Genomic DNA, 16,420 nt, shown 5'->3' with positions numbered 1-16,420 from the left:
TCACCTGGGTGGATATCGTTTCAGACGTCGCAGAGGCGGATCGCCTCGCGCAATGAACCAACAGGATCGGGCGCGGCAGGCATGAACTCCTGCGCCACATACCCCTCGAAACCGGTGTCGCGGATCGCGCGGCAGATCGCTGCATAGTTCAGCTCCTGCTGGTCTCCGATCTCATGCCGGCCAGGCACGCCAGCGGTGTGGTAGTGCTTGAAGCAGGCGTGATGCTTGCCGATGGTGGCGATGATGTCGCCCTCCATGATCTGCATGTGGTAGATGTCGTACAGCAGGCCGAAGTTGTCCGAGCCAAGCCGCTGGCACAGCTCCACGCCCCAGGCCGAGTGGTCGCACAGGTAGTCGCGGTGATCGACCTTGGAGTTGAGCAGCTCCATCACCAGCACGACGCCACGCTTCTCGGCATGCCCGAGGATGCGCTTGAGGCCAGCCTCGGCATTGGCCATGCCGTCATGCGGGTCCATGCCGTTGCGGTTGCCGGAGAAGCAGATGAGATTCCGGTAACCGGCATCGGCCACCAGATCGATGTGCCGCGTGTAGCGCTCTACCAGCGGGTCGTGGAACTCACGGCCGGCAAAGCCCTTGGTAAGGCCCAGCTCCGCGCCGTTGCACATCGAGCTGTACACGCCATGGGCCTTCAGCGTGGGCCAGTCTTCCGGGCCAACCAGGTCGATGGCGGCGAAGCCGATGTCCTTCACCGTCGCGCAGAGCTGGGCGACCGACAGCTGCGGGAAGGTCCAGCGCGCCACGGAGTGCTTCAGGTTGCCCTTCAGCGGTGCAGTGGTGGCGAATGCAGTCCGCGCGCCCACGGTGGTACCCAGGGCCACGCTTCCAGCGACAGCGATACGAAGCGCATCACGTCGTGTCAGCCCACCTGCCGGGACCGGTCTGATCGTATGGATGGACATCCACCTCCCGGCCTCCCAACCGGTATCAAACGCAACGATTCACAGCAATGCAATCGATTGCACCATAGGGGAGGAAACTGGATGCTTGCAAGTTGCGGTGCACGAAAATTGATGCTGCGAAGCACAATGCCAACGACATCGCGCAGAAAGAAAAGCCCCGCATTAGCGGGGCTTTCCTTTCTAACCAGATCCGTCGCCTGAGATGAAATCTACTGGCTTTTTCCTCAAGCGAGCGAGCAAAGTCAGTAGAACTTCGATGCCCCGAGCCAAGGCATTGGCCCTATGCATCCGGGTGCACCCTGCCGCCAGGGCCCAGCACCGCCTCGGAGCCGGCGGATTGAAGAGCTGTATAGCTCGTGACGTCGAGCGACAGTAGTCAACCAAGCCAAGGCTTCGCGAATCACGTACGCATCAGCTCTTTCCGACGACCGACTCAGAAGCCGTCACATTCACCGCCTGCATTGGCTAGTCGGACAGCTTCACGCAGGGATCGCTGGATGTCCGCCACTGAGTTGCAGATATTCTCGGGCGCCACGTCGAACTTCGCGGCGCCGGCCCGACGTTTGAAAGCAGCAAATTCGGACATGCATTGCCCTGCCAGCTTCTTGGCATCCAGCTTCGGCGCAGCCTGAGCCACTGAATTTCCATGCGCGGCGAGGTAGCACTTGTAGTCTTCGGAAAGCGCTCCATCCATACGGAATCGCGACAGCTCAACCAAGTGCCGAGGAGCGGCAGCACTCCTGCTGCCCCCTATCAAGGCGAGACCAAGCTCAGCACCATCTGCTCCTACACAAGCATATGGCGTCTGAGAGCACAGCGACTTGCTCTCGGAACTTTTGTGCACCACCAGCGAGGCAAGAATAGAGTGTTCGGCCATCTCGATGTCCGCCGCGAGTCTTTCTGACAGCGGACGGGCGGCTAGCGAGGACCCAAATTGAGCACAAAAGACGAAGCACGAAATCAGTGCGGTGGTTTTCATCGACTCACCAGAAACGTCGGAAAGGCGCGTAAACTGGCACATCTTAACTCTCCACGCCTGCTCGGGGGCGAATCAAGAACAGCACTCTCGCGCAAAAACTTGAGAACTCATTGAAGACAACGCTGCCAGCCAGGCACGGCTCGGAGAGCAACCGAACCAAGGCGTAGAACTCGTGACGTCGAGCGAAAGTAACCGATCAATCCAAGGCTTCGCGATTAGCGAACGCTTCAGCTATTCGTCTTCGTCACCTGCAGCCTCAAGTCTATCGTTAATGAACTGAAGTGCCTTGCGGTGCTCTTCAAGGACCGTGTCGTGAGCGGGCATTCCAGGACGAGCAACCTTAGAGAAGGCATGAATGACCTCCTTAACTTCCTCGTATCGCTCCAACCGAAGCAAGCAATCCACCAATCCAGACGCGACCAACACATCGTGAGGACGAAGCTTCTCAAGCCCACGAAGTGCCCACAGGGACAACTCAGCATCATCGCTCCGAAACCCAATCCCAACAAGAAACAACCACGCGGCGTCACAAGCAGGATCGCGCTTTACAAGATTCAAAAGGTGGTCACGCGCGCCATTGTCGTCACCCGCCTCAAGCATCTTGGTAATTTCATTAATATCCATCAAGATCGCTCTGCTTCATTAACTTCTGACACCGATAGGGAACGCACCCAAGCATGCAGCGCGCCAAGTTCCCACCCCAGACGCCCCGCAATCGAGCATAGGCTCGCGGTAACTGTGTCCACGCGGTGTGCAACAGCCCCGCACCAGCTCGTTAGGCTTATGCCTGTCCTTCGCACGCCGTATCAAGACCCGCCGAAGCCATGCACCAGCGATGGGCTCGCGCAGACGGCTTTCCCGTGCCGCTCTCCATTCTGATTCGCTATGGTGTGTCGCCAGTCATCCATCAACACCCTGCCGCAAGTAGAAGGTCAGATCACGGCCGGATTCTGCCGAACGAAAAAAAAGGCCCCCATCCGCAACGATGAGGGCCTCTATCAACACTAAAACCGTCAAGTAGGAATTAGAACGGAATATCGTCGTCAGCGAAGTCGTCCATCGGCGGCGCCTGCTGCGGCTGCGGGCGCTGGTTGCCGCCCTGGTTGCCGTAACCCCCGCCCTGGTTGCCGCCCTGGTTGCCATAGCCACCGCCCTGGCCGCCACGCTGGCCACCGCCGCCGCCGTACTCCTGGCGCGGCGCCTGCTGGCGCTGCGGACGATCGCCGCCATAGTTGCCACCACCGCCACCGCCACCGCCACCGCCGCCGCCTTCACCGCGGCCGCCCAGCATCTGCATTTCATCGGCGATGATGTCCGTGGAGTACTTCTCCACGCCGTCCTGGCCGGTGTACTTGTCGTAGCGCAGGCTGCCTTCGACGTAGACCGAGCTGCCCTTGCGCAGGTACTCGCCGGCGATCTCGCCGAGCTTGCCGAAGAACACCACGCGGTGCCATTCGGTGCGCTCCTGCTGGTTGCCATCCTTGTCCTTGCGGACGCTGGTGGTGGCCAGGCTGATGCGGGTGATCGCCATGCCGCCCTGGGTGTACTTCACGTCCGGGTCGTTGCCGAGATTGCCGACCAGGATGACTTTGTTGATGCCGCGCGCCATAGGTACCTTCGTCCGTTGTCCAGGGGCAGACCGCCAGTGATAGCACAGCCCCGGGCGGGGTGCAGTACGCTGGGCCGCCCCTGGTGAAATTTGGGGGAATGCGAGAACGACGCATCTTACCATTGCCGCCGCCATCCGCCCGGTCAGGACACCCCGACCGCACCGAAGGATCAGGCTGATTTCCTTGTCCGGCAATGACTTACCTGCGCCCAGGCCGACATTGAGAGGGGCATTCGCGTCTGCGCATGGCATCATGCCCGGGCACCTTCCACCTGCCCGCTCCGCCCGCACATGACGATCAAAGGCAAAGCCACCTCCCTGGACATCGCCCACCTGGCCGGGGTCTCCCAGCCGACCGTGTCGCGGGCCCTGCGTGGCAGCCCGATGGTCAACGCCGAGACCCGTGAGCGCATCCTGCGCATTGCCCGCGAGCTGAACTACAAAGTCGACAAGAATGCCTCCAGCCTGCGCCTGCGCAATGCCGGCACGCTGGCCCTGCTGTTCTTCGAGGACCCGACCAACGACGACTCGCTGATCAACCCGTTCTTCCATTCGATGCTGGGCTCGATCACCCGCGCCTGCGCGCTGCATGGGCAGGACCTGCTGGTCTCGCTCCAGCAGCTGTCCACCGACTGGCAGGCCGATTACGAGGACAGCAACAAGGCCGACGGCATCATCCTGCTCGGCTACGGCGACTACCACGAATCGCGCGACCGCCTGCAGCGGCTGGTCGAACAGGGCACGCATTTCGTGCGCTGGGGCGCCGCCCTGCCCGGCCAGCCCGGTGTCTCGATCGGCAGCGACAACTTCCAGGGCGGGCATGACATCACCACCCACCTGTTGCAGCAGGGCTGCCGCCGCATCGCCTTCCTCGGCCATGCCTCCAGCCATTACCCCGAATTCCAGGAGCGCTACCGCGGCCACGTCGCGGCCCTGCAGGAACATGGCCTGGCCGCCGAACCGGCGCTGCAGCACGACGCCATCACCACCGAAGCCTCTGGCCAGCAGGCCTGCCAGGCGCTGCTGGCGCGCGCTGAACCAGTCGATGCGATCTGCGCGGCCAGCGACCTGATCGCCATCGGCGCGATCCGCGCCCTGCGCGACGCCGGGCTGCGCGTACCGCAGGACGTGGCGGTCACCGGCTTCGACGACATCCCGCTGGCGGCTTCGGTGTCCCCGGCGCTGACCACCGTACAGCAGGACACCAAGCAGGCCGGGCAGCTGCTGGTGGAACGCCTGCTGGCGCTGATCGGCCGGCAGCCGGTGGACAGCCAGAGCATTCCGGTGAAGCTGGTGGTACGCGAATCGTCCCTGCGCGGGTAAGCGCCGTCCCTGCCAACGCGCGACGGCGGGATTTCCCCCCCCATGACCAACGGCGGATGCGGACCGGGGCGATTGCGCGGATAACGCGCAGACAACGTCCAGGGAAAGGTGTACGTCGCATGCTGAAGATCGATTCGCTGTCCAAGACCTACGCCAACGGCGTGCACGCTCTCAACAACGTCAGCCTGGACATCCCGCGCGGCATGTTCGGCCTGCTTGGGCCCAACGGCGCTGGCAAGTCCTCGCTGATGCGCACGCTGTCCACCCTGCAGGAAGCCGACAGCGGTACGGCCGTCCTCAGCATTCCGGGCGAGGCACCGATCGACGTGCTGCGCGACAAGGACGCGGTGCGTCGCCGCCTGGGCTACCTGCCGCAGGATTTTGGCGTGTACCCGAAAGTCAGCGCGCTGGACCTGCTGGAACACTTCGCGGTGCTCAAGGGACTGACCCAGCGCGCGCAGCGCCGCGAAGTGGTCGATGGACTGCTGCAGCAGGTGAACCTGTGGGACGCGCGCAAGCGCAAGCTCGGCACCTACTCCGGCGGCATGCGCCAGCGCTTCGGCATTGCCCAGGCATTGCTGGGCGACCCACGGCTGGTGATCGTCGACGAGCCCACTGCCGGCCTCGACCCGGAGGAACGCAACCGCTTCCTCAACCTGCTGGCCGCGATCGGCGAGAACGTGGCGGTGATCCTGTCCACCCATATCGTCGAGGACGTGACCGACCTGTGCCCGACGATGGCGATCATGAACAAGGGCCAGGTACTGCTGAGCGGCCGCCCCAGCGAGGCGATCGACGCCCTGCAGCACCAGGTCTGGCGCAAGCAGGTCGATCCTTCGGAGCTGGCCGAGCATGAAGCGCGCCATGTGGTGCTGTCGACCCGGCTGGTCGGTGGCCGCCCGGTGATCCATGTGCACAGCGCCAACGACCCCGGCGACGGCTTCGCGGCCGTGGCCCCCGACCTCGAGGACGTGTACTTCCAGCGCCTGCGCCTGCAGGCCCGTGCCCGCGCGGCAGCCTGAGCGGAGCACGCCATGATCCTCAACTTCTTCCGTTTCGAGCTGCGCGAGCAGCTGCGCTCGCCCCTGCTGTGGCTGCTGGCCGGGCTGTTCGCCCTGCTCGCCTTCGCCGCCGCGTCCAGTGACGCCGTACAGATCGGTGGCGGCAGCGGCAACGTGCACAGCAACGCGCCGACCGTGATCGCACAGATGCTGGGGATCTTCACCCTGCTCGGCATGCTGGTGACTGCGCTGTTCGTCAGCAATGCGCTGCTGCGTGACTTCGAACTGGGCACCGCCGAATTGATCTTCGCCAGCCCGGTGAAACGCCGCGACTACCTGGCCGGGCGCATCGCCGCGGCCCTGGCCACCGGCCTGCTGTTCTACCTGCTGGTCGCTTTCGGGCTCTGGCTGGCACCGTTCATGCCCTGGGTGGACGCCGAGCGCATGGGGCCGATCAGCTGGCAGGGCTATGCCTGGAGTTTTGCGGTCATCGTCATTCCCAACCTGTTGTTCACCACCGCGCTGCTGTCATTGCTGGCGGCGGTCACCCGTTCGATCCTGTGGGTCTACATCGGGCTGGTGGCCTACCTGGTGCTGTTCGGCGCCAGCGCGGCGGTGCTGCGCGACATCGACAACACCTGGCTGGCGGTGCTCAGCGAGCCTTTGGGCATGCGCGCCCTGTCGCGCACCATCCGCTACTGGTCCACCGCCGAACACAACAGCGGCGTTCCCGGCCTGGCAGGCTACCTGCTGGCCAACCGCGCGCTGTGGCTGGGCGTGACGGCGCTGCTGTTCGCCGCCACGTTCGCCCTGTTCCGCACCGAGCGCAGCGGCAGCGGCCGTCGTCGCTGGGGCCGCCGGCAGGCGCAGCCGGTTGCCGACGCCGCAGCGCTTCGCCCCACCCGCTCCCCGTTGCCGCGCGTGGTTCCGGCATTCAGTGCGTCCACCGCGTGGCAACAGTTCCTGCGCCAGGTGCGCTTCGATACACGCGGTGTACTGCGCAGCGTGCCGTTCATCGTGCTGCTCGTGCTGGGCATGGCCAATTTCCTGCCCAACGCGCTGTTCCGGCAGACCCTGTACGGCACCTCGATCTGGCCGGTCACCTCGCAGATGATCATGGGCCTGCAGGGCGCTTTCAGCTGGCTGCTGGTGATCATCGTGCTGTTCTTCGCCGGTGAGCTGGTGTGGAAGGAACGCAGCGCGCGCATCAACGAAGTGACCGATGCCATGCCGGTGCCGAACTGGGTACCGCTGCTGGCCAAGTTCACCGCGCTGCTGGCAGTGATCATCTGCTTCCAGGCCGCCGGCGCGCTGGCGGCGATGGGCGTGCAGCTGGTAAAGGGCTACACCCACCTGGAGCCGCTGCTGTACCTGCGCAGCCTGGCGATGGATTCGGTGATCTACCTCCTGATGGGAGGCCTGGCCCTGGTGCTGCAGGTGCTCACCAACAACAAGTTCCTCGGCTACGCGCTGCTGATCGTGGTGATGATCGGCCAGGGCGTGCTCGGCATGCTGGACTACACGCAGAACCTGTACAACTTCGGTGGCTGGCCCAACGCTCCCTATTCGGACATGAACGGCTACGGCCACTTCCTGCCGGGGCAGCTGGCATTCCAGGGCTACTGGGCACTGTTCCTGCTGACCCTGATGTGCCTGGCGTCGGCATTCTGGGTGCGCGGTGTCAGCCAGGGCCTGCGCCAGCGCCTGGCCCTGGCCGGCCGCCGCCTGCGCGGCCCGACCGGCGTCTTTGCCGGACTTGCGGCATTGGCCTTCGCCGGCGTGGGCGGCTGGCTGTACTGGAGCACCAATATCCGCAACGAGTTCATCTCGCCCGACCAGCAGCTGGACCTCCAGGCCCGCTACGAGCGCGAGCTGTCGAAGTACCGCACCCTGCCGCAGCCGCGCATCGTGGCAGTGGACAACCGCGTGGACCTGTTCCCGGAATCGCAGTCGATGGTGATCGATGCGAACTGGACGGTGCGCAATACCCATGCCACGCCGATCCAGGACGTGCATGTTTCGATGGGCGATGACAAGCAGCTGGTCGACGTCGACCTGGGTGGGCAGACGCTGTCGTTGCGCGATGCCGATCTCGGCTACCGCATCTACCGCCTGCAGAAGCCGCTGCAGCCGGGCGAAACCCGCAACGTGCATTTCCGGGTGGTGCAGAAACCCAACGGCATCACCGCCGGTCAGGCGCCGAGCAACATCGTGGACAACGGCACCTTCTTCAACAGCCGCGTGCTGCCCTCGTTCGGCTACAACGAGGGCGCCGAAATCACCGATCGCAACGAGCGGCGCAAGCGCGGCCTGGGTGAACCACGGCGCATGCCCAGGCTGGAGGACGAAGCGGCGCGCGCCAACACCTACATTACCAACGATGCCGACTGGCTCGACTTCCGCACCACGGTCTGCACCGCACCAGACCAGGTGGCGCTGGCCCCGGGCTACCTGCAGCACGAGACCACGGTCAACGGCCGGCGCTGCTTCAGCTATGCCATGGACCGGCCGATGCTGAACTTCTATGCCTATCTCTCGGCACGCTGGGAGGTGCGCAAGGCGAAGTACAAGGACATCCCGATCGAGGTCTACTTCGATCCGGCGCACGGCTACAACGTGGACCGGATGATCGAGGCGGTGCAGAAGTCGCTGGCCTATTACGAGGCGAACTTCACCCCGTACCAGCACCGCCAGGTACGCATCATCGAGTTCCCGGGCTATGCCCGCTTCGCGCAGTCGTTCGCCAACACCATCCCCTATTCCGAGGCCATCGGTTTCATCGCCGACCTGCGCGACCCGGACAAGGTGGACTACGTGTTCTACGTGACCGCGCATGAGATCGCGCACCAGTGGTGGGCGCACCAGGTGATCGGCGCCAACGTGCAGGGCGCGACCGTGCTGTCCGAATCGCTGTCGCAGTACTCGGCCTTGATGGTGATGGAGCAGGAGTACGGCCGCCAGCACATGCGCCAATTTCTCAAGCGCGAACTGGACGGCTACCTGTCCGGCCGCGGTGGCGAAGCCATCGAGGAACAGCCGCTGGAACGCGTGGAAAACCAGCAGTACATCCACTACCAGAAGGGTTCGCTGGCCTTCTACCGCCTGCGCGAGGAGATCGGCGAGCAGGCGCTGAACCGTGCGTTGAAGCGCTTCCTGCAGGACAAGGGCTACCAGCAGCCGCCGTACACCACCTCACGCGAGCTGCTGGGCTACATCCGCGCCGAGACCCCGGCCGACCGCCAGCAGCTGGTCACCGACCTGTTCGAGAAGATCAGCTTCTACGACAACCGGGTGATGGCCGCCAGCGCCCGCAAGCGCGATGACGGCCGCTACGACGTGACACTGGACCTGCACGCGGCCAAGCAGTACGCCGACGGCAAGGGCAAGGAAAGTGACGGGAAGATGGATGACTGGGTCGAGGTTGGCGTGTTCGCCAACGGGCCGTCGGGCAAGGAGCGCGACCAGAAGGTGCTGTACCTGCAGCGCCACCACATCACCAGCGCCGCGCCGAAGATCACGGTGACGGTGGATGAAAAGCCGGATGAAGCGGGCTTTGACCCGTACAACAAGCTGATCGACCGGGTGAGCGATGACAACCGGCGCAAGGTGACGATGTGAGGAACGGGGCGCCGGCCGATGCGCCGGCGCTCCGCGCAACACATGCGGGGCCTGGAGTGGCCTGACTTGGCTCGCCCTACTGTAGTGCCGGGCCATGCTCGGCACACTGTCCACGACAGCCGCGAAGGTTCAGCGCACCGGGGATTTTGGCCCCAGCAACGCAAGCAGCACGAAAACCACGATCGAGGCGACGGTGCCGAGCGCCGCCGGTAATCCGAACGCCCAGGCCGAACGACCCTGCTGGTGCGCCCACTGGGCCAGATGCCAGGCCGCGCCCAGGTTGATCAGCCAGGCAATGAAGAACACCGGCCACAGCACCATGCCCACCGCGCGCAGCACGGGCATGGACACCAGCGCGGCGACAATGGCCGCGATCAGGAAGACCAGCGCGGAGCGAGAATGGCGTGCCGTGGACACGCTCATGCGGCTAACCTGCGCACCATCACCAGCACGCGATAGCTGCGGTTGTCGGCTTCCTGCAGCGGCTTCCAGCCCAGCCGCGCATACAGCCCACCGTCCAGGGCCTCGGTCTGCAGGAAGAGATCGGAAACCCCCATCCGCACCGCCTGCGCCGCTGCTTGCTCCACCAGCGCGCCAGCCAGCCCACGCCCGCGATGGCTGTCGGCCACGAACACGCTGCCCAGCCAATGCTCGTACTGTGGGAACGCCTGCATTTCCCGCCGCTTGAGCTGGACTGCGCCAACCACTTGACCGTCATCGAATGCGGCGATCAGGTGCGGGAAACCTTCGGCATCCTGTGGCGGATTGAGCCGCTGCAGTTCCTGTTCCAGTGTCAGGCCGGCGTCCTGACCCCATTCCGCGTGGTACCACTGGGCTAATTGCTGCCGTTCCGGTGCGTCGGCGGGTAGTCCCCTGAATTCCATGGCAATGCCTCGATCCCCAAGTCACCCAAGGGGATCATGGACGGCGCCCGAAGGGAAGCCTTCTGTAGAGTCGAGCCATGCTCGACACATCAGGCCATGCGCGAAAGGCATTCGAGCATGGCTCGACGCTACAAATGGCGCGACGGCAACTCAGCCTTGGGCGAAGTCCTTCAGGATCTCGCCGACGCCGCTGGGCGAGATCTCGAAGCCCAGCGGAGTGCCCGGATTGATCACCACGCCGTAGCCACCCGGCACGCGGCGCAGCACGTCCAGCATCCGCCAGCGGATCTGGTGTTCGGCCTGCTGGCTGTAGATGCCCACGCGCGACGGATCGGTGAACACGGCCACGTGCAGGGTGCCCTGCTTGTCGAACAGCAGCGGGTCGAAGCCGCTGCCATCGGGGGTCACCAGGCTGCCGGTCAGCAGCACCACCTCGGAGGCGACGAAGGCCTCCATGAAGGCGCGGATCGGCACCGCGCCGTCCATCGCCGCCTTCAGCAGGGTTTCGATCGGGGTCTGCGGGGCGAGGTCGGTCATGGCGGTGCGGCACGGCGTGAGGGGGGCCTATTGTGCCGCATAGGGTCGCCCCGGTAGTGCCGGCCGCTGGCCGGCACCTGAAGGGACCATGGATTCATGGGTTGCCGGCCGGCGGCCGGCACTACCGCCCCAGGCGCACGTCCCGCGCCTTCTGGTCGGCCATCGCCTTGTCCAGCTCGGCCTGCAGCGCGGGCTGCTGTACCGGCGCATCCAGCACGTAGACTTTCACCCCGTGCGCAGGCACTTCAGTCTGCAGGCGGTTCTTCACCTTCACCTCGCCGCCGCCCAGCGCATCGCGCCAGCGGCCCGCCTGCAGGTAACGCGCCACGGTGAAGGTCCGGGCCTGTTCGCCCTTGTTCAACAGCACCAGCGCGGTCTGCGCCACGTCGCCGTGCTGCAGTACGCGGAAGAACACCGCCTCGTCGCCCTGCAGCCGCTCGTTCACCTGCAGGCCACGCTGCAGCGCCGGAGTGGCCTCACGCAGCCTGGCGATGCGCTGCAGCGGTGCAAAGATCGGGCTCTGCGGCGCGGCGTCGACACGCTCCTGGCCAAAGTAGGCGCGGTTGCCGGCGTGCTCGGCGCGACCGCGCATGAAGCCGGTTTCCGAGCCGTAGTAGACCACCGGAATGCCGCGCGCGGTGAACAGCCAGTTGTGCGCATCGATGAAGCCGTTGTCGCTGGCCTGCAGGCGAGGCATGTCATGGTTGTCGTAGAAGCTCATCAGCTCGTACGGGTTGGCGTAGGGACCGCCACTCAGGTACAGCGGCTCGGCCAGGACTTCAAAGCCCTTGCCGGCGGTGCCGAAGGCCTGCTCCAGCGCCCCTCGCAACGGGAAGTCGAGCACGCTGACGTTGGCGTTGGCCGGCCAGGTGTGCTCGGCAATGCGCGCGGCATCGTAGTCGAACGCCTCGCCGAACATGAACATGCCCGGATGCTCGGCGCGGATGCGCTTGACGAAGGCGTGCCACCACGGGTGCGGCAGCCAACCGATGGTGTCGATGCGCAGTGCATCCACGCCCTGCGCGGTCCATTGCAGGTAGGCGCCCACCAGGTAATCCATCACCGCCGGGTTGTCCTGGTTGAAGTCGGACAGCTCGGCCAGATTGCCGTCGAAGATCGAACCGTCCTTGCTGTCGACCGGTCCGATGTTGTTGTAGAACGCGTGCAGCGGGTTGTGCTTCGGATCCAGCTTCTGGGGCGGCAGGTTCTGGTGGTCGGCGATCAGCCTGCCCTCCTTGTCGAAGATCTGCCCGAACTGCGGCTGCCGCGTTGGCATGGTCCAGGCCGGCGAGCCGTGGTTGCCGACAATGTCCAGCACCACCTTCAGGCCCGCGCCATGCAGCCCTTTGGCCAGCCCGGCGAAGTCCAGGTCCTTGCTGGGCAGGTGCTCGTCGAGCTTGTAGAAGTTGATGCCCCAGTAACCGTGATAGCCGGTCTTGCCGCGGTCGGTCAGCGTACTGGTGCAGCTGATCGGCTTGCTGCCGGTAAACGCCTCGTTCGGATTGTCGACGATCGGCGTGATCCACACCGCGCCGAAGCCGAGGTCGCGGATGTACTGCGCATTGTCGAGCACGCCACGGAAGTCACCGCCGAGGTAGCCGATGTTGCCGTCCACCTTGTCCGGGCACGGCACCGGAATATCGAAGGTGCGGTGCGCGCCGCCCTGGTCGCGATGATCGTTGGCCGGATCACCGTTGACGAAGCGGTCGGTGACCACGAAGTACACCGCATCGCTGGCGAACGGCTCGGTGGTACCGACGTAGTCCTGGCGCGGCGCGGCCGCCGCCTGGCCGGCCAGCAGTACAAGGGAAACAGCAACAGACAGCGCACCACGCATCACACCACCTCCGGACGGGACGGAACCCGCAGCACGCACAGGCCGGCGACGAACAGGCTGCAACCGCCCAGCACCAGCACCTGCATCGGCTGGCCGCCCAGCCAGGCGCGCAGGGCAAAGCCAAGCGCACTGGCAGCGACCAGCTGCGGGATCACGATGAAGAAATTGAAGATGCCCATGTACACGCCCATCTTCGACGCCGGCACGCTGTCGGACAGCAGTGCATACGGCAGCGAAAGGATGGATGCCCAGGCGAAGCCAACGCCCACCATCGACAGCAGCAGCCAGTGCGGATCGCGGATGAACATCAATGAGACCAGGCCGGCGCCGCCCAGCCACAGGTTGACCAGGTGGCTCCAGCGCAGGCCGATCGCACGCACCAACGGTGGAATCAGCACTGCGGCCAGCGCGGCAAAACCGTTGTAGGCACCGAACAGCACACCCACCCAGTTGGCGCCCTCGTTGTAGGCCGCCGACTGTGGATCGGTCGAACCGAAATGGGTGCCCGCCACTGCGGCGGTGGTGTAGATCCACATCGCGAACAGCGCGAACCACGAGAAGAACTGCACCCACGCCAGGCGACGCATGGTGATCGGCATCGCGCGCAGGTCACCCACGATGGCGGCCAGCATGTGGGTGGCCGGCAACGCGCGCGCGGCCGCCAGCAACAGGCCATAGCCGGCGCACAGGCCCGCCAGCACGTACAGCATCCTGTCGCCTTGCCGCCAGGTGATCAGCAGGGCCAGCAACACACCCAGCCCGAGCCACAAGGCCACCTGCGTCCACGGTGCAGGACCACTGATCACCGCTGCTGCGTGGTGTGCCGGAGGTTCGGCATCATCGAAACCGGCCAGCTCTGCCGGCGAGTATTCGCGGGTGCTGACTACTGTCCAGGTGATCGCCGCCAGCAGCACCACCGCGCCGAAATAGAACGCATAGCGCACGGTGTCGGGCACTTCCCCGGCGGCTGCGGTGTTGGCGACACCGAAATGAGCCAAGATGAAGGGCAGGAAGCTGGCGACGATCGCACCCACGCCGATGAAGAAGCTCTGCATCGCGTAGCCGGCGGGGCGCTGGCGCGGTGCCAGCTGGTCGCCGACGAAGGCACGGAACGGCTCCATCGATACGTTGATCGACGCGTCCAGCACCCACAGCGTGCCGGCGGCGATCCACAGCGTCGGTGAGTTCGGCATCACCAGCAGCGCCAGCGTGGTGAGCACCGCCCCGATCATGAAGAACGGACGGCGGCGCCCCCATCGCGTCCAGGTGCGATCGGACAGGTAGCCGATCACCGGCTGGACCAGCAGGCCGGTCAGCGGCGCCGCGATCCACAGCCCGGGCACCGCATCCATGTCCGCGCCCAGCGTCTCGAAAATGCGGCTGGCGTTGGCATTCTGCAGGGCGAAGCCGAACTGGATGCCGAGGAACCCGAAGCACATGTTCCAGATCTGCCAGAACGACAGCTGCGGCTTGGCCGGACGGTTCATGGTGCGCCCTCTGCGGCCGCAACCGGCGCCACCGTCAGTGCCCGCACCTGGGCCTGGTTCACCACGCCATCGCGCCCGCCCTTGCCGCCGGTGTAATGCGCGAAGTGCTGCAGCGCGCTCATGTTGAACCCCTCTTCAAGCGTGATCGTGCAGCGGCCCCTGGTCACCGGGAACGTCGCCGAGGTCGAATCCTGCACGGCTACGCTGTGCGGCAGGGTGACCGTACGCCGCTGCAGCGGCTGGCCCGGGCATTGCAGCGCCAGCTGTTTCACTGCAGCCGTCACCCCGGTGTTGATCGGCCCGCTGGGGTTGCTGTACTGCAGGCGCAGGCGTAGCTGCCCGGCTTTGGCCGGGGTGAACTGCCAGCGCGTTGCGCCCTTCAGCAGCTGCTGCGGACCGACGCAGCGCATCGGGCTGTGCAGCGACTCCAACGCCCCGTCGCGCATGGTCAGGCTGAGGCAATGCTGCAGGCCATCATCGACGATACGTGCCACACCCTGCGTGATTGCAGTCACCGCCCGGCCGTCCCGCCACAGCACCTGGCCTTCGGCCACCGGCACCGACCAACCCTTGCCGCTGCGTCGTACCTGCGGTACGGCCGGGGTCGCCGGCGCGCGCGCATTGGCATCGGCCGTGCTGACGGGCAACGCACGCGACGGCGCGGCCACCAGCTGTACGGTGGTCGTGGTGCCCCGCGTCTTCACCGTGCCCGCCACCAGCAGGCCATCACCCACCTGCTTCGGGCGCTCCAGCACATAACGCTTGCCATCGGCCTCCAGGGAGATGCGGCGCTGCTTGCCGAACAGTTCGGGCACCAGCGCGGCCGGCAGCTTGGGCTGCACGCGGCCATCGTCCTGCACGCCGAACACGCCTTCGACCACCATCGACAGGTACCCCGCCACCGACCACAACTGGCGTTCGGAATTGACCACCGGGCCGCTCAGCGCGCCTTCCTCGACATGCACGGCCTGGCTGACCAGTTCGTAGTTTTCCATGTTCGAACCGGCCAGGGCGGCGCCGCGCATCAGCGAGCGGATTTCGGCGGCGATGCGCGGCGCATCGTCCAGCTGCCGCGCCGCGCGCAGCGCGTAGGCGCTGACGAACGGCCAGATCGCGCGGTTGTGGTAGATCGGCTGCTGCGCCTCCTGCGGCCACACCACCGGGCTGCCAGCCGGTGCCCTCGGATACGCGGCCAGCGCGCGGTGCGCGCGCTCGGGCGGCAGCACTCCGGCCAGGATGCCCAGCGACAGGCCGAGCAGATCCACCTTGGCATACGGCACCGGGTGCGCGGCTTCGCCGATGTAGCTCATGTACTGGCCCATGTCCTCGCGCCAGAAGCGTGTATCGATCTGCTGCGCCAACGCATCGGCCCACGCCCTGTAGTCGGCCGCACGGGCGTCGCCGCGCTGACCGGCCAAGCGTTCGGCCAGGCGCAGTGCCTGGTAGTGCAGCACGTTGGTGGACAGCGCGTAGGAATCACCGATGAAGCGCACGTCCTCGCGGGTCCAGTCCGGATAGGTCTGCTCGCGCCAGTCCAGGAACGAGGTCTCGCCACGGTACAGGCCCATCTGCGCGTCGAATACCATCGCGCGGTCCTGCGCCAGCGTGCCCTGCAGTGCCTGCCAGACCTGGTCGGCAAACACGCGATCCTCCAGCAGGTGGCGAGCCGCCAGGAACCACACCACCCGGTCGCTGCTGATCGGCCAGCTGCCACCGGAACCGGTGTCCTGCGCCACGAACAGGCCGGGCGTACGCCCGTCACGGGCTGCCGACAGCTTGAACTGCAGCGACTGCCGGGTCCGCTGCGGGTCCAGCCGCGCCAGCGCCAGATCGGCGGCGAAGCTGACATCGCGGGTCCACACATAGGGCCAGCGCGCACCGGTCTGGAAGCAGTCGCACGGGACCGGCCGGCCCTCGTCGAACGCCGGATCGCGGATCGCGTCCACCCGGTCCTGGTCCATCTCCTGTTGGGCCAGCGCGAACAACGCATCGAACATGACGCTGTCGGTGTGGCTGCGCATCGGCATGGGCGCGATGCACACCTCTCCCTTCGGCGCATGCAGCACGAAGCCACCCTTGGCAGCCGCTTCGGCGCGCGCGTTGCGGCCGTCGAATTGCAGGTCGGCCGCCTGCGCGGTCGAACCCAGCGCTGCCCCCAGGGCAGCGGTCAGGCAAATGATCTTCAGCATCGAAGCGGCGGACCGGCTTGCGCCCGTCGGCCTCCC

13 protein-coding genes are annotated in these 16,420 nt (G+C 65.7%); 3 read left to right on the top strand and 10 right to left on the bottom strand.

The genetic code is table 11. The features are described 5' to 3' along the window. Window positions 1-20: 20 nt before the first annotated feature. The 4 genes from LRM18_RS16635 to LRM18_RS16620 all read right to left on the bottom strand — a co-directional run bounded on the left by LRM18_RS16635 (window position 21) and on the right by LRM18_RS16620 (window position 3,508). A complete protein-coding gene (locus tag LRM18_RS16635; protein WP_270955073.1) occupies window positions 21-920 on the bottom strand; it encodes a TIM barrel protein in 900 nt (299 codons plus the stop codon). A 433-nt stretch (window positions 921-1,353) separates the two neighbouring features. After that, entirely contained in the window at window positions 1,354-1,941 is a 588-nt protein-coding gene (locus tag LRM18_RS16630) for an Imm57 family immunity protein (RefSeq protein WP_130768407.1), read from the bottom strand. 189 nt (window positions 1,942-2,130) lie between these two features. After that, entirely contained in the window at window positions 2,131-2,523 is a 393-nt protein-coding gene (locus tag LRM18_RS16625) for a hypothetical protein (protein WP_270955072.1), read from the bottom strand. A 400-nt stretch (window positions 2,524-2,923) separates the two neighbouring features. Further along, a complete protein-coding gene (locus LRM18_RS16620) occupies window positions 2,924-3,508 on the bottom strand; it encodes a single-stranded DNA-binding protein (protein WP_270955071.1) in 585 nt (194 codons plus the stop codon). A 291-nt stretch (window positions 3,509-3,799) separates the two neighbouring features. Between LRM18_RS16620 and LRM18_RS16615 the strand changes: the two genes are divergently transcribed. The 3 genes from LRM18_RS16615 (at window position 3,800) to LRM18_RS16605 (ending at window position 9,450) form a co-directional block, all read left to right on the top strand. Further along, window positions 3,800-4,831, top strand: coding sequence for a LacI family DNA-binding transcriptional regulator (locus tag LRM18_RS16615; RefSeq protein ID WP_270955070.1), 1,032 nt, complete (start codon window positions 3,800-3,802; stop codon window positions 4,829-4,831). Between the two features lie 119 nt (window positions 4,832-4,950). Next, window positions 4,951-5,853, top strand: coding sequence for an ABC transporter ATP-binding protein (locus tag LRM18_RS16610; RefSeq protein WP_049467373.1), 903 nt, complete (start codon window positions 4,951-4,953; stop codon window positions 5,851-5,853). Window positions 5,854-5,865: 12 nt separating this feature from the next. After that, window positions 5,866-9,450, top strand: coding sequence for an ABC transporter permease subunit (locus LRM18_RS16605; protein WP_270955069.1), 3,585 nt, complete (start codon window positions 5,866-5,868; stop codon window positions 9,448-9,450). A gap of 129 nt (window positions 9,451-9,579) precedes the next feature. Here the strand turns inward: LRM18_RS16605 and LRM18_RS16600 are convergent, their stop codons facing one another. From LRM18_RS16600 to LRM18_RS16575, 6 genes are all read right to left on the bottom strand, one after another. Continuing rightward, window positions 9,580-9,873 carry a hypothetical protein gene (locus LRM18_RS16600; RefSeq protein ID WP_270955068.1) on the bottom strand — a complete coding sequence of 98 codons (294 nt, stop codon included), beginning with the start codon at window positions 9,871-9,873 and terminating at the stop codon, window positions 9,580-9,582. Next, the gene (locus LRM18_RS16595) at window positions 9,870-10,334 is read right to left on the bottom strand and encodes a GNAT family N-acetyltransferase (RefSeq protein ID WP_164083101.1); all 465 of its coding nucleotides are present in this window, start codon (window positions 10,332-10,334) and stop codon (window positions 9,870-9,872) included. The genes LRM18_RS16600 and LRM18_RS16595 overlap by 4 nt, the downstream gene beginning before the upstream one ends. 150 nt (window positions 10,335-10,484) lie before the next feature. Then, window positions 10,485-10,871, bottom strand: coding sequence for an SseB family protein (locus tag LRM18_RS16590; RefSeq protein ID WP_049397663.1), 387 nt, complete (start codon window positions 10,869-10,871; stop codon window positions 10,485-10,487). Between the two features lie 121 nt (window positions 10,872-10,992). Beyond that, the gene (locus tag LRM18_RS16585) at window positions 10,993-12,708 is read right to left on the bottom strand and encodes an alpha-amylase family glycosyl hydrolase (protein ID WP_270955066.1); all 1,716 of its coding nucleotides are present in this window, start codon (window positions 12,706-12,708) and stop codon (window positions 10,993-10,995) included. Further along, complete coding sequence (locus LRM18_RS16580; RefSeq protein ID WP_064237822.1) at window positions 12,708-14,195, bottom strand: MFS transporter; 1,488 nt, start codon at window positions 14,193-14,195, stop codon at window positions 12,708-12,710. The genes LRM18_RS16585 and LRM18_RS16580 overlap by 1 nt, the downstream gene beginning before the upstream one ends. Continuing rightward, window positions 14,192-16,384, bottom strand: a complete 2,193-nt coding sequence (locus tag LRM18_RS16575; RefSeq protein ID WP_270955065.1) for a Six-hairpin glycosidase-like protein — start codon at window positions 16,382-16,384, stop codon at window positions 14,192-14,194. Before LRM18_RS16575 ends, LRM18_RS16580 begins: the two co-directional genes overlap by 4 nt. Window positions 16,385-16,420: the final 36 nt, after the last annotated feature.

The sequence above is a fragment of the Stenotrophomonas sp. PI_27 genome (assembly GCF_027854495.1).
Taxonomy (GTDB): domain Bacteria; phylum Pseudomonadota; class Gammaproteobacteria; order Xanthomonadales; family Xanthomonadaceae; genus Stenotrophomonas; species Stenotrophomonas pavanii.
Note: the sequence above shows the minus strand (reverse complement) of the source record. Positions and strands in the feature narration are given on the sequence as shown.

What these genes read in the sequence shown, in the direction of transcription:
- LRM18_RS16580 (WP_064237822.1), bottom strand. Translation starts at nt 14,195, where the DNA reads ATGAACCGTCCGGCCAAGCCGCAGCTGTCGTTCTGGCAGATCTGGAAC.
- LRM18_RS16585 (WP_270955066.1), bottom strand. Translation starts at nt 12,708, where the DNA reads ATGCGTGGTGCGCTGTCTGTTGCTGTTTCCCTTGTACTGCTGGCCGGC.
- LRM18_RS16605 (WP_270955069.1), top strand. Translation starts at nt 5,866, where the DNA reads ATGATCCTCAACTTCTTCCGTTTCGAGCTGCGCGAGCAGCTGCGCTCG.
- LRM18_RS16625 (WP_270955072.1), bottom strand. Translation starts at nt 2,523, where the DNA reads ATGGATATTAATGAAATTACCAAGATGCTTGAGGCGGGTGACGACAAT.
- LRM18_RS16635 (WP_270955073.1), bottom strand. Translation starts at nt 920, where the DNA reads ATGTCCATCCATACGATCAGACCGGTCCCGGCAGGTGGGCTGACACGA.
- LRM18_RS16600 (WP_270955068.1), bottom strand. Translation starts at nt 9,873, where the DNA reads ATGAGCGTGTCCACGGCACGCCATTCTCGCTCCGCGCTGGTCTTCCTG.
- LRM18_RS16615 (WP_270955070.1), top strand. Translation starts at nt 3,800, where the DNA reads ATGACGATCAAAGGCAAAGCCACCTCCCTGGACATCGCCCACCTGGCC.
- LRM18_RS16575 (WP_270955065.1), bottom strand. Translation starts at nt 16,384, where the DNA reads ATGCTGAAGATCATTTGCCTGACCGCTGCCCTGGGGGCAGCGCTGGGT.
- LRM18_RS16610 (WP_049467373.1), top strand. Translation starts at nt 4,951, where the DNA reads ATGCTGAAGATCGATTCGCTGTCCAAGACCTACGCCAACGGCGTGCAC.
- LRM18_RS16620 (WP_270955071.1), bottom strand. Translation starts at nt 3,508, where the DNA reads ATGGCGCGCGGCATCAACAAAGTCATCCTGGTCGGCAATCTCGGCAAC.
- LRM18_RS16590 (WP_049397663.1), bottom strand. Translation starts at nt 10,871, where the DNA reads ATGACCGACCTCGCCCCGCAGACCCCGATCGAAACCCTGCTGAAGGCG.
- LRM18_RS16595 (WP_164083101.1), bottom strand. Translation starts at nt 10,334, where the DNA reads ATGGAATTCAGGGGACTACCCGCCGACGCACCGGAACGGCAGCAATTA.
- LRM18_RS16630 (WP_130768407.1), bottom strand. Translation starts at nt 1,941, where the DNA reads ATGTGCCAGTTTACGCGCCTTTCCGACGTTTCTGGTGAGTCGATGAAA.